Origin of the sequence: Escherichia sp. WS3063, assembly GCF_046486595.1 — a bacterium.
GTDB lineage: Bacteria > Pseudomonadota > Gammaproteobacteria > Enterobacterales > Enterobacteriaceae > Escherichia > Escherichia coli.
Window position 1 is genome coordinate 137,792 of the sequence record NZ_JBJQKY010000006.1, and the last position, 12,442, is coordinate 150,233.

A 12,442-nucleotide genomic window follows, 5' to 3' on the forward strand; every position below is an offset into this window, starting at 1 on the left:
TTGGCAATCAGTAAAAATCACCGGTTGCCTTTTCGGCCTGATCCATCCACACCGGTTTATCGCTGGTTTTCGACCAGACGCGGTGCAGGTAGCTGTAAAAGCGGGCGCGGTCTTTCCAGAAAAGCATGAAAGGCAGCGCCAGAACGCCCGCTGCAACCGCATAAGTACGGCGTAAAAAGATAAGCCATGCAGGATATTCTCTGTAGAGTTCCATACTTTTCTCCCCCTTTTGTATCTACCCGGTGAATGGCACCGGAAAAATGAATTTGTTTATCTGATGAAAATAGTACCGCCTTTTGTGTAATTTTACTACTCATCCGACCACTTATTTTTGTTTATTGATGGTTTATTTACATTCACTGTGTAATTAAGTTACACAAAAGTTAAATTAATACTAAACATTAGTTAAATCATGGCTTTTGCCATTTTTATACTTTTTTTACACCACGCCCGCAGATTTTTGCGAAATCTTTGCAGCCAGAATTCTACCCTTCCGATATCACTTTTAGGCCACTGGAGGTGCACTGTGAGTGCAGGCGTGATAGCCGGCGTGTTGCTGGTGTTTTTATTACTGGGTTATCTGGTTTATGCCCTGATCAATGCGGAGGCGTTCTGATGGCTGCGCAAGGGTTCTTACTGATTGCCACGTTTTTACTGGTGTTAATGGTGCTGGCACGTCCTTTAGGCAGCGGGCTGGCGCGGCTGATTAATGACATACCTCTTCCCGGTACAGCGGGCGTTGAACGCGTACTCTTTAGCGCGCTTGGCGTCTCTGACCGCGAGATGAACTGGAAGCAGTATCTCTCAGCCATTCTTGGCCTGAATATGCTGGGGCTGGCGGTGCTTTTTTTTATGTTGCTCGGTCAGCACTATCTGCCGCTTAATCCACAGCAGTTGCCGGGGCTGTCGTGGGATCTGGCGCTCAATACCGCCGTCAGCTTTGTCACGAATACCAACTGGCAATCTTATAGCGGTGAAACCACGTTGAGCTATTTCAGCCAGATGGCGGGCTTAACGGTGCAAAACTTTCTTTCTGCCGCCAGCGGGATTGCGGTGATTTTTGCCCTCATCCGTGCGTTTACCCGCCAGAGCATGAGCACGCTCGGGAATGCCTGGGTCGATCTGCTACGCATCACGTTATGGGTGCTAGTCCCTGTGGCATTGTTGATCGCATTGTTTTTTATTCAACAAGGTGCGCTGCAAAACTTTCTGCCCTATCAGGCGGTGAATACCGTTGAAGGAGCGCAACAGCTGTTACCCATGGGGCCTGTAGCTTCTCAGGAAGCGATCAAGATGCTCGGTACTAACGGCGGTGGCTTCTTTAATGCCAACTCGTCGCATCCGTTTGAAAACCCAACCGCACTGACCAACTTCGTGCAAATGCTGGCGATTTTCTTGATCCCAACAGCGCTGTGCTTTGCCTTTGGTGAAGTGGCGGGCGATCGTCGCCAGGGGCGCATGTTGCTGTGGGCGATGTCAGTGATTTTTGTCATCTGCGTAGGCGTAGTGATGTGGGCAGAAGTTCAGGGTAATCCTCATCTGCTGGCGCTCGGCGCGGACAGCAGCATCAATATGGAAGGTAAAGAGAGCCGTTTCGGCGTGCTGGTCAGTAGCCTGTTTGCGGTCGTGACTACGGCGGCTTCCTGCGGCGCGGTGATTGCGATGCATGATTCGTTTACCGCTCTTGGTGGCATGGTGCCGATGTGGTTGATGCAAATTGGTGAAGTGGTATTCGGCGGCGTCGGTTCCGGCCTTTACGGCATGATGCTGTTTGTTCTGCTGGCGGTGTTTATTGCTGGGCTGATGATTGGTCGTACACCGGAATATCTGGGTAAAAAAATCGACGTACGTGAGATGAAACTGACTGCACTGGCGATTCTGGTCACCCCGACGCTGGTGCTGATGGGCGCGGCGCTGGCAATGATGACCGACGCCGGACGTAGCGCCATGCTCAACCCTGGCCCGCATGGTTTTAGCGAAGTGCTGTACGCCGTGTCGTCCGCCGCTAACAACAACGGCAGCGCCTTTGCCGGATTAAGCGCCAACTCTCCATTCTGGAACTGTTTGCTGGCGTTGTGCATGTTTGTCGGTCGCTTCGGGGTAATTATCCCGGTGATGGCAATTGCCGGTTCGTTGGTGAGTAAAAAGAGCCAACCCGCCAGCTCCGGCACGCTGCCAACGCACGGCCCGCTGTTTGTTGGCCTGTTAATCGGCACCGTGTTGCTGGTTGGCGCACTGACCTTTATCCCTGCCCTGGCGCTTGGTCCGGTGGCGGAATATCTCTCCTGATGATATTGAGTGAGCACTGAATATGAGTCGTAAACAACTGGCGCTATTCGAACCAACACTTGTCGTTCAGGCGCTGAAAGAAGCGGTGAAAAAATTAAACCCGCAGGCGCAATGGCGCAATCCGGTGATGTTTATCGTCTGGATCGGCAGTCTGCTGACCACCTGTATTAGCATCGCGATGGCAAGCGGGGCGATGCCTGGCAATGTGCTGTTTAGCGCGGCCATTAGCGGCTGGCTGTGGGTCACCGTACTGTTCGCTAATTTCGCCGAGGCGCTGGCAGAAGGCCGCAGTAAAGCGCAGGCCAACAGTCTGAAAGGGGTGAAAAAAACTGCCTTTGCCCGCAAGCTGCGTGAGCCGAAATATGGCGCTGCGGCGGACAAAGTTCCCGCCGATCAACTGCGTAAAGGCGATATCGTACTGGTAGAAGCTGGCGATATTATCCCCTGCGATGGTGAAGTCATTGAAGGGGGCGCATCGGTCGATGAAAGCGCCATCACCGGAGAATCGGCACCGGTGATCCGTGAATCCGGCGGCGATTTTGCCTCCGTCACTGGCGGCACGCGTATTCTTTCTGACTGGCTGGTGATTGAGTGCAGCGTTAACCCCGGTGAGACATTTCTGGATCGGATGATCGCAATGGTGGAAGGCGCACAGCGACGCAAAACGCCAAACGAGATTGCCCTGACCATTCTCCTGATTGCCCTGACTATCGTCTTTTTACTGGCAACCGCCACGCTGTGGCCGTTTTCCGCGTGGGGCGGTAATGCAGTCAGCGTAACGGTACTGGTGGCACTGCTGGTCTGTCTGATCCCAACCACTATTGGCGGCCTGTTGTCAGCGATTGGCGTCGCCGGGATGAGTCGGATGCTGGGCGCGAATGTGATTGCCACCAGCGGACGTGCAGTTGAAGCGGCAGGTGACGTTGACGTTCTGCTACTGGATAAAACCGGCACCATCACACTTGGTAACCGTCAGGCGTCGGAGTTTATCCCTGCGCAGGGCGTGGATGAAAAAACGCTGGCTGACGCCGCACAACTGGCTTCGCTGGCTGATGAAACGCCGGAAGGCCGCAGTATTGTGATCCTCGCCAAGCAGCGTTTTAACCTGCGCGAGCGCGATGTGCAGTCGCGCCATGCCACCTTTGTACCGTTTACTGCGCAAAGCCGGATGAGCGGGATCAACATCGACAACCGCATGATCCGTAAAGGTTCTGTCGATGCCATTCGCCGCCATGTTGAGGCTAACGGTGGTCACTTCCCTGCCGATGTTGATCAAAAAGTCGATCAGGTTGCGCGTCAGGGGGCCACGCCGCTGGTGGTGGTGGAAGGTTCACGCGTGCTGGGTGTTATTGCGCTGAAAGATATCGTCAAAGGCGGCATTAAAGAGCGTTTCGCGCAACTGCGCCAAATGGGCATTAAAACAGTGATGATTACCGGCGATAACCGTCTGACTGCCGCCGCCATTGCTGCGGAAGCGGGAGTTGATGATTTCCTCGCCGAAGCGACACCGGAGGCCAAGCTGGCATTGATTCGTCAGTATCAGGGGGAAGGCCGTTTGGTGGCGATGACCGGCGATGGCACCAACGATGCTCCGGCGCTGGCGCAGGCAGATGTCGCGGTGGCGATGAACTCTGGTACTCAGGCGGCGAAAGAAGCGGGCAATATGGTGGATCTCGACTCTAACCCGACCAAGTTGATCGAGGTGGTGCATATTGGCAAACAGATGCTGATGACCCGTGGCTCGCTGACCACCTTCAGCATTGCCAACGATGTGGCGAAATACTTCGCCATTATTCCGGCGGCATTCGCGGCAACATATCCGCAGTTAAATGCGCTGAACATCATGCGCCTGCATTCGCCCGACTCCGCCATTCTCAGTGCGGTCATTTTCAACGCCTTGATTATCGTCTTTTTGATTCCCCTGGCGTTAAAAGGCGTGAGTTATAAACCGCTTACCGCTTCTGCCATGTTGCGCCGTAACTTATGGATTTACGGTCTGGGTGGGCTGCTGGTGCCGTTTATTGGTATCAAAGTCATTGATTTACTGCTGACCGTTTGCGGTCTGGTGTGAGGTTTACCATGAGTGGATTACGTCCGGCATTATCGACATTTCTCTTTTTGTTACTGATTACTGGCGGCGTTTACCCGCTGCTGACCACCGCGCTGGGGCAATGGTGGTTTCCCTGGCAGGCCAACGGTTCGTTGATTCGTGAAGGTGATACGGTGCGCGGTTCGGCATTAATCGGGCAGAATTTTACCGGCAACGGCTATTTTCATGGTCGCCCGTCGGCAACGGCAGAAATGCCCTATAATTCACAGGCTTCTGGCGGGAGCAATCTGGCAGTCAGTAACCCGGAGCTGGATAAACAGATAGCCACACGCGTTGCTGCATTACGGGCCGCTAACCCGGATGCCAGCGCGAGCGTTCCGGTTGAACTGGTGACGGCGTCGGCAAGCGGGCTGGACAATAACATCACCCCGCAAGCGGCGGCCTGGCAAATCCCACGCGTGGCGAAAGCGCGTAATCTCAGCGTTGAACAGCTCACGCAACTGATCGCAAAATACAGCCAACAACCGCTGGTGAAATATATCGGCCAGCCGGTCGTCAACATTGTCGAACTCAATCTGGCGCTGGATAAGCTTGATGAATAACGAACCCTTACGTCCCGACCCCGATCGTCTACTGGAACAAACTGCCGCGCCGCATCGGGGGAAGCTGAAAGTTTTCTTCGGTGCCTGCGCAGGCGTCGGGAAGACCTGGGCGATGCTGGCAGAAGCCCAGCGACTGCGGGCGCAAGGGCTGGATATTGTGGTTGGCGTGGTAGAAACCCACGGGCGGAAAGATACCGCCGCAATGCTGGAAGGGCTGGCTGTTCTACCGCTAAAACGCCAGGCGTACCGTGGGCGGTACATCAGCGAGTTTGATCTCGATGCCGCCCTCGCCCGCCGTCCGGCACTGATCTTAATGGACGAACTGGCGCACAGTAATGCGCCAGGTTCACGTCATCCTAAACGCTGGCAGGACATCGAAGAGCTGCTGGAAGCTGGCATTGATGTTTTCACTACCGTCAACGTTCAGCATCTGGAAAGTCTGAATGATGTGGTCAGCGGCGTCACCGGAATTCAGGTACGGGAAACCGTGCCCGATCCTTTTTTTGATGCCGCCGACGACGTAGTACTGGTGGACTTGCCCCCGGACGATCTGCGCCAGCGACTGAAAGAAGGCAAAGTCTATATTGCCGGGCAGGCGGAGCGCGCCATTGAACATTTTTTCCGCAAAGGCAATCTGATCGCCCTGCGCGAACTGGCACTGCGCCGTACTGCCGATCGTGTTGATGAGCAAATGCGCGCCTGGCGGGGGCATCCTGGCGAAGAGAAAGTCTGGCACACGCGCGACGCGATCCTTTTATGCATCGGGCATAACACCGGCAGTGAGAAACTGGTCCGCGCTGCGGCGCGGCTGGCGTCACGGCTGGGTAGTGTCTGGCACGCGGTGTATGTTGAAACCCCTGCCCTGCATCGCTTACCGGAGAAAAAACGTCGGGCAATTCTCAGCGCCTTACGTCTGGCGCAGGAGCTGGGCGCGGAGACGGCAACACTTTCTGATCCAGCGGAAGAGAAAGCGGTAGTGCGTTATGCCCGTGAACATAATCTCGGCAAGATTATTCTCGGTCGCCCGGCCTCGCGCCGCTGGTGGCGTCGGGAAACGTTTGCTGACCGACTGGCGCGTATCGCCCCCGATCTCGATCAGGTGCTGGTCGCGCTTGATGACCCACCCGCCCGCACGATTAACAACGCGCCGGATAGCCGCTCTTTTAAAGACAAGTGGCGGGTACAGATTCAGGGATGCGTGGTTGCCGCCGCGTTATGCGCCGTTATCACCTTAATTGCCATGCAGTGGCTGATGGCGTTTGATGCCGCCAACCTGGTGATGCTGTATCTGCTTGGCGTGGTGGTGGTGGCGCTATTTTATGGACGCTGGCCTTCGGTGGTCGCCACCGTCATTAATGTAGTGAGTTTCGATCTCTTTTTTATCGCCCCACGCGGCACGCTCGCCGTCTCTGATGTGCAATATCTGCTTACCTTCGCGGTGATGTTAACCGTCGGGCTGGTGATCGGGAACCTTACTGCTGGCGTGCGTTATCAGGCGCGGGTAGCCCGTTACCGCGAGCAACGCACACGGCACTTATATGAAATGTCGAAAGCTCTGGCTGTGGGCCGCAGTCCGCAGGACATCGCCGCCACCAGCGAACAATTTATTGCCTCCACGTTTCATGCCCGCAGTCAGGTGCTGTTACCCGATGACAACGGTAAATTGCAGCCGTTAACACATCCGCAAGGAATGACGCCGTGGGACGATGCCATCGCGCAGTGGAGTTTTGATAAAGGCCTGCCTGCGGGCGCGGGCACCGACACGTTACCCGGTGTACCGTACCAGATTTTGCCGCTAAAAAGCGGCGAGAAAACCTACGGGCTGGTGGTGGTGGAACCGGGGAATCTGCGCCAGTTGATGATCCCGGAACAGCAACGCCTGCTGGAGACGTTTACGCTGTTAGTCGCCAATGCCCTTGAGCGGCTGACACTGACCGCCAGCGAAGAACAGGCGCGGATGGCAAGCGAACGAGAACAGATCCGCAACGCCCTGCTGGCGGCACTTTCGCATGATTTACGCACGCCGCTTACGGTGCTGTTCGGTCAGGCAGAAATCTTAACGCTCGATCTGGCAAGCGAAGGATCGCCCCACGCCCGCCAGGCCAGCGAGATTCGCCAGCATGTGCTGAACACGACCCGACTGGTGAATAATCTACTGGATATGGCGCGAATTCAGTCCGGCGGCTTTAATTTGAAGAAAGAGTGGTTAACGCTGGAAGAAGTGGTCGGCAGCGCGCTGCAAATGCTGGAACCGGGTTTATCGTCGCCCATCAATCTTTCTCTGCCAGAACCGCTGACCTTAATCCACGTTGACGGGCCACTGTTTGAACGGGTGCTGATTAATCTGCTGGAGAACGCGGTGAAATACGCGGGTGCGCAGGCCGAAATTGGTATCGATGCCCACGTTGAGGGCGAAAATCTACAACTGGATGTCTGGGATAATGGCCCCGGTCTTCCACCAGGCCAGGAGCAGACGATATTTGATAAGTTTGCTCGCGGGAATAAAGAGTCGGCGGTGCCGGGGGTAGGGCTTGGGTTGGCAATTTGTCGGGCGATTGTGGATGTACACGGCGGAACCATTACCGCGTTCAACCGACCGGAAGGTGGTGCCTGTTTTCGTGTTACACTTCCCCAGCAAACTGCCCCTGAACTTGAAGAATTTCATGAGGATATGTGACAAACGTTCTGATTGTTGAAGATGAACAGGCTATTCGTCGCTTTCTGCGCACGGCGCTGGAGGGCGACGGGATGCGCGTCTTTGAGGCCGAAACGCTGCAACGCGGCTTGCTGGAAGCGGCAACCCGTAAGCCAGATTTGATTATTCTCGATCTCGGCCTGCCCGATGGTGATGGGATTGAGTTTATCCGCGACCTGCGCCAGTGGAGCGCGGTGCCGGTGATTGTGCTTTCCGCACGCAGCGAAGAGAGCGACAAAATCGCCGCGCTGGATGCCGGAGCGGATGATTACCTGAGTAAGCCGTTTGGCATTGGCGAATTGCAGGCCCGTCTGCGCGTCGCTTTACGCCGCCACTCCGCCACCACCGCGCCCGATCCGCTGGTGAAATTTTCCGATGTGACCGTCGATTTAGCCGCCCGCGTGATTCACCGGGGTGAGGAAGAGGTGCATCTCACGCCGATTGAATTCCGCCTGCTGGCCGTGCTGCTCAACAACGCCGGAAAAGTGCTCACCCAGCGCCAGTTACTCAATCAGGTGTGGGGACCAAACGCGGTCGAACACAGTCATTATTTGCGTATTTATATGGGGCATCTGCGACAAAAACTGGAACAGGATCCCGCCCGCCCCCGCCATTTCATTACTGAAACCGGTATTGGGTATCGGTTTATGCTTTGAATATTAATTTTAATACATCCTGCCTTTTATTAATTAAAGCCGTAATAATAAATACGGCTTTTTATCTTAAACAACACACAAAAATAACAATTCAATATTTTATATTACTGAGTAAAAAGCTCATCATTAAATAAATTAAGATTGATCATTTTTTATTGATCACCTTCACAGTTCAACCGTATTTCCTGGATAGAATACCTTCACCTTCATTCACATCAGGAAAGGTAAATTAAATGGAAAATAACAGCCGCACTATGCCCCATATAAGGCGGACAACTCATATTATGAAGTTTGCTCATCGCAATAGCTTCGACTTTCACTTCTTCAATGCCCGTTAGTCTACCGACTAAGGGCACTTCAGCGTACAGGTCTTCCTGACTCTCTGTATTACAGGCATATGCCTGTATTCCGCAGTGCTCATTCTCTGTTAACCCTTGTATTATCAGCCACCGGACTGATAAGGGTTTCTGCATTCTGAAAAAAGCAAACTTCTGATTAATTTATCAGCGGGGTAACTTTGCTTTTTTTCCGGCACGATCGATTTCTCATTCGAGAAATTGAGGACCTGCTATTACCAAAAATAAAGAGTTGGAAAATGTCAAAATTAAAAATTGCGGTTAGTGATTCTTGCCCGGACTGTTTTACCACGCAGCGAGAATGTATCTATATTAATGAAAACAGTAATATCGATGTGGCGGCAATAGTTTTATCGCTCAACGATGTTACACGCGGAAAACTCGATGAAATCGATGCCACGGGTTATGGCATCCCGGTATTTATTGCTACTGAAAATCAAGAACGTGTACCCGCAGAGTATTTGCCCCGTATTTCGGGTGTCTTTGAGAATTGCGAATCGCGACGAGAATTTTATGGTCGTCAGTTAGAAACCGCAGCCAGCCATTATGAAACTCAACTGCGCCCGCCCTTCTTCCGCGCACTGGTCGATTATGTCAATCAGGGTAACAGCGCGTTTGATTGCCCCGGTCATCAGGGCGGCGAATTTTTCCGTCGCCATCCGGCGGGGAATCAGTTTGTGGAATACTTTGGTGAGGCGCTGTTCCGTGCTGACTTGTGCAACGCGGATGTGGCAATGGGCGATCTGCTGATTCACGAAGGCGCGCCATGCATTGCACAGCAACATGCGGCAAAAGTGTTTAATGCCGATAAAACATACTTCGTTCTAAATGGCACTTCATCTTCTAACAAAGTGGTTTTAAACGCCCTGTTAACACCGGGGGATCTGGTGCTGTTTGACCGTAATAACCATAAATCTAATCACCACGGAGCGTTGCTACAGGCTGGCGCAACACCAGTTTATCTGGAAACCGCACGCAACCCGTATGGCTTTATCGGTGGTATTGATGCCCACTGCTTCGAAGAAAATTACCTGCGCGAACTGATTACAGAAGTCGCACCGCAGCGGGCAAAAGAGGCGCGTCCTTTCCGCCTCGCCGTTATTCAGCTAGGCACTTACGACGGTACGATTTATAACGCCCGTCAGGTGGTGGATAAAATTGGTCATCTGTGTGACTACATCCTCTTTGACTCCGCATGGGTCGGCTATGAGCAGTTTATCCCGATGATGGCGGACTGTTCACCACTGTTGCTGGATCTTAATGAGAACGATCCGGGTATTCTGGTTACGCAATCTGTGCATAAACAGCAGGCTGGTTTTTCCCAGACTTCACAAATCCATAAAAAAGACAGCCATATCAAAGGGCAACAGCGTTATGTACCGCACAAACGCATGAACAACGCCTTTATGATGCATGCCTCCACCAGCCCGTTCTATCCGCTGTTTGCCGCACTGGATATCAACGCCAAAATGCATGAAGGTGTCAGCGGTCGTAATATGTGGATGGATTGTGTAGTAAATGGCATTAATGCCCGCAAACTGATCCTCGATAACTGTCAGCATATTCGTCCATTCGTACCTGAACTGGTGGATGGTAAACCCTGGCAGTCGTATGAAACAGCGCAAATTGCGGTTGATCTGCGCTTCTTCCAGTTTGTACCAGGTGAGCACTGGCATTCTTTTGAAGGCTATGCAGAGAATCAATACTTTGTCGATCCGTGCAAACTGTTGCTGACAACCCCAGGTATTGATGCACGTAACGGCGAATATGAAGCGTTCGGTGTACCCGCGACGATTCTTGCTAACTTCCTGCGCGAAAATGGCGTAGTGCCGGAAAAATGCGATCTTAACTCCATCCTCTTTCTGCTGACTCCGGCAGAAGATATGGCCAAACTTCAGCAACTTGCTGCTCTGCTGGTACGCTTCGAAAAACTGCTTGAGTCCGACGCGCCATTATCAGAAGTACTGCCTTCCATCTACAAACAGCATGATGAGCGCTACACCGGTTATACCCTGCGTCAGTTGTGTCAGGAAATGCATGATTTGTATGCCCGTCACAACGTGAAACAACTGCAAAAAGAGATGTTTCGTAAGGAACACTTCCCACGTGTCAGCATGAATCCACAAGAAGCCAACTACGCCTATTTACGCGGTGAAGTGGAGCTGGTTCGTCTGCCGGATGCAGAAGGCCGTATCGCTGCAGAAGGTGCGCTTCCTTATCCTCCGGGTGTGCTGTGTGTTGTTCCGGGTGAAATCTGGGGTGGTGCTGTTCTGCGTTACTTCAGCGCTCTGGAAGAAGGGATCAACCTGCTGCCAGGTTTTGCACCGGAGCTTCAGGGTGTCTATATCGAAGAACATGATGGTCGTAAGCAAGTTTGGTGCTATGTCATCAAGCCTCGTGATGCGCAAAGCATCCTGTTGAAAGGGGAAAAATTATGAGTCAGGCTAAATCGAACAAAATGGGCGTCGTTCAGTTAACCATACTGACGATGGTCAACATGATGGGCTCCGGTATCATCATGCTGCCGACAAAGCTTGCCGAAGTTGGGACAATCTCAATAATCTCCTGGTTGGTGACTGCCGTAGGCTCAATGGCGCTGGCATGGGCATTCGCAAAATGCGGCATGTTCAGCCGTAAATCAGGCGGTATGGGCGGTTATGCGGAGTATGCTTTCGGTAAATCAGGGAACTTTATGGCGAACTACACCTACGGTGTCTCGCTGCTGATTGCTAACGTCGCGATTGCTATTTCGGCGGTTGGTTACGGCACCGAACTGCTCGGCGCGAGTTTGTCGCCAGTGCAGATTGGTCTTGCGACCATCGGAGTGCTGTGGATTTGTACCGTGGCTAACTTTGGTGGTGCGCGCATTACCGGGCAAATCAGTAGCATTACTGTGTGGGGGGTCATTATTCCGGTCGTCGGTCTGTGCATTATCGGCTGGTTCTGGTTTAGCCCGACGCTATACGCTAACTCATGGAACCCGCACCATGTGCCGTTCTTTAGCGCTGTAGGTTCTTCCATCGCTATGACGTTGTGGGCTTTCCTTGGTCTGGAGTCAGCCTGTGCCAACGCCGAAGTAGTGGAAAACCCGGAACGTAACGTGCCAATAGCAGTCCTTGGCGGTACGTTAGGTGCGGCGGTGATTTATATCGTCTCCACCAACGTGATTGCCGGGATTGTGCCAAATATGGAGCTGGCAAATTCAACGGCACCATTTGGCCTGGCCTTCGCACAGATGTTCACACCAGAAGTGGGTAAAGTCATTATGGCGCTGATGGTGATGTCCTGCTGCGGTTCACTGCTTGGCTGGCAGTTCACCATTGCCCAGGTGTTTAAATCTTCATCTGATGAAGGCTACTTCCCTAAAATTTTCTCCCGTGTAACCAAAGTGGATGCACCGGTTCAGGGAATGTTGACCATTGTGATTATTCAGAGTGGATTGGCACTGATGACCATTAGCCCGTCACTGAACAGCCAGTTCAACGTGCTGGTTAACCTGGCCGTGGTGACCAATATCATCCCGTATATTCTGTCGATGGCAGCATTAGTTATTATTCAGCAGGTCGCCAATGTGCCACCGTCAAAAGCGAAAGTAGCAAACTTTGTTGCCTTTGTTGGTGCGATGTACAGTTTCTATGCGCTGTACTCATCCGGGGAAGAAGCCATGCTGTACGGTTCCATCGTGACCTTCCTTGGTTGGACACTGTATGGTCTGGTATCTCCACGCTTTGAACTGAAAAATAAACACGGTTAATAAAGCAAAGTAAAAAAGGGCGATCTTCTGACCGCCCTTT

Annotated in this window: 10 protein-coding genes; 9 read left to right on the plus strand and 1 reads right to left on the minus strand. The window is 52.8% G+C overall.

Annotated features, from left to right (window positions below):
* Positions 1 to 7: 7 nt before the first annotated feature.
* Positions 8 to 214: a YbfA family protein gene (locus ACJHYW_RS08225; RefSeq protein WP_000424924.1), complete on the minus strand. Its 207-nt coding sequence runs from the start codon at positions 212 to 214 to the stop codon at positions 8 to 10.
* Between the two features lie 312 nt (positions 215 to 526).
* On the opposite strand from ACJHYW_RS08225, the gene kdpF reads away from it, so the two are divergent.
* From kdpF to potE, 9 genes are all read left to right on the plus strand, one after another.
* Positions 527 to 616 carry a K(+)-transporting ATPase subunit F gene (gene kdpF, locus ACJHYW_RS08230; protein WP_001365534.1) on the plus strand — a complete coding sequence of 30 codons (90 nt, stop codon included), beginning with the start codon at positions 527 to 529 and terminating at the stop codon, positions 614 to 616.
* Positions 616 to 2,289: a potassium-transporting ATPase subunit KdpA gene (gene kdpA / locus ACJHYW_RS08235; protein WP_000741122.1), complete on the plus strand. Its 1,674-nt coding sequence runs from the start codon at positions 616 to 618 to the stop codon at positions 2,287 to 2,289. The genes kdpF and kdpA overlap by 1 nt, the downstream gene beginning before the upstream one ends.
* A gap of 22 nt (positions 2,290 to 2,311) precedes the next feature.
* Complete coding sequence (gene kdpB / locus ACJHYW_RS08240) at positions 2,312 to 4,360, plus strand: potassium-transporting ATPase subunit KdpB (RefSeq protein ID WP_000087993.1); 2,049 nt, start codon at positions 2,312 to 2,314, stop codon at positions 4,358 to 4,360.
* An 8-nt stretch (positions 4,361 to 4,368) separates the two neighbouring features.
* Positions 4,369 to 4,941: a K(+)-transporting ATPase subunit C gene (gene kdpC, locus ACJHYW_RS08245; RefSeq protein WP_001361278.1), complete on the plus strand. Its 573-nt coding sequence runs from the start codon at positions 4,369 to 4,371 to the stop codon at positions 4,939 to 4,941.
* Positions 4,934 to 7,618 (plus strand): two-component system sensor histidine kinase KdpD, encoded by a 2,685-nt coding sequence (gene kdpD / locus ACJHYW_RS08250; RefSeq protein WP_001361277.1) that lies wholly within the window; start codon positions 4,934 to 4,936, stop codon positions 7,616 to 7,618. The genes kdpC and kdpD overlap by 8 nt, the downstream gene beginning before the upstream one ends.
* Positions 7,615 to 8,292 carry a two-component system response regulator KdpE gene (kdpE, locus tag ACJHYW_RS08255; protein WP_000186076.1) on the plus strand — a complete coding sequence of 226 codons (678 nt, stop codon included), beginning with the start codon at positions 7,615 to 7,617 and terminating at the stop codon, positions 8,290 to 8,292. The genes kdpD and kdpE overlap by 4 nt, the downstream gene beginning before the upstream one ends.
* A gap of 233 nt (positions 8,293 to 8,525) precedes the next feature.
* Positions 8,526 to 8,630, plus strand: a complete 105-nt coding sequence (locus ACJHYW_RS08260) for a leader peptide SpeFL (RefSeq protein WP_211180488.1) — start codon at positions 8,526 to 8,528, stop codon at positions 8,628 to 8,630.
* A gap of 257 nt (positions 8,631 to 8,887) precedes the next feature.
* The gene (gene speF, locus ACJHYW_RS08265; protein WP_000040178.1) at positions 8,888 to 11,086 is read left to right on the plus strand and encodes an ornithine decarboxylase SpeF; all 2,199 of its coding nucleotides are present in this window, start codon (positions 8,888 to 8,890) and stop codon (positions 11,084 to 11,086) included.
* Positions 11,083 to 12,402, plus strand: a complete 1,320-nt coding sequence (gene potE / locus ACJHYW_RS08270) for a putrescine-ornithine antiporter (protein ID WP_000075831.1) — start codon at positions 11,083 to 11,085, stop codon at positions 12,400 to 12,402. The genes speF and potE overlap by 4 nt, the downstream gene beginning before the upstream one ends.
* The last annotated feature ends 40 nt before the right edge of the window (positions 12,403 to 12,442 follow it).

What these genes read in the sequence shown, in the direction of transcription:
- ACJHYW_RS08225 (WP_000424924.1), bottom strand. Translation starts at nt 214, where the DNA reads ATGGAACTCTACAGAGAATATCCTGCATGGCTTATCTTTTTACGCCGT.
- kdpA (WP_000741122.1), top strand. Translation starts at nt 616, where the DNA reads ATGGCTGCGCAAGGGTTCTTACTGATTGCCACGTTTTTACTGGTGTTA.
- kdpB (WP_000087993.1), top strand. Translation starts at nt 2,312, where the DNA reads ATGAGTCGTAAACAACTGGCGCTATTCGAACCAACACTTGTCGTTCAG.
- kdpC (WP_001361278.1), top strand. Translation starts at nt 4,369, where the DNA reads ATGAGTGGATTACGTCCGGCATTATCGACATTTCTCTTTTTGTTACTG.
- kdpD (WP_001361277.1), top strand. Translation starts at nt 4,934, where the DNA reads ATGAATAACGAACCCTTACGTCCCGACCCCGATCGTCTACTGGAACAA.
- ACJHYW_RS08260 (WP_211180488.1), top strand. Translation starts at nt 8,526, where the DNA reads ATGGAAAATAACAGCCGCACTATGCCCCATATAAGGCGGACAACTCAT.
- speF (WP_000040178.1), top strand. Translation starts at nt 8,888, where the DNA reads ATGTCAAAATTAAAAATTGCGGTTAGTGATTCTTGCCCGGACTGTTTT.
- potE (WP_000075831.1), top strand. Translation starts at nt 11,083, where the DNA reads ATGAGTCAGGCTAAATCGAACAAAATGGGCGTCGTTCAGTTAACCATA.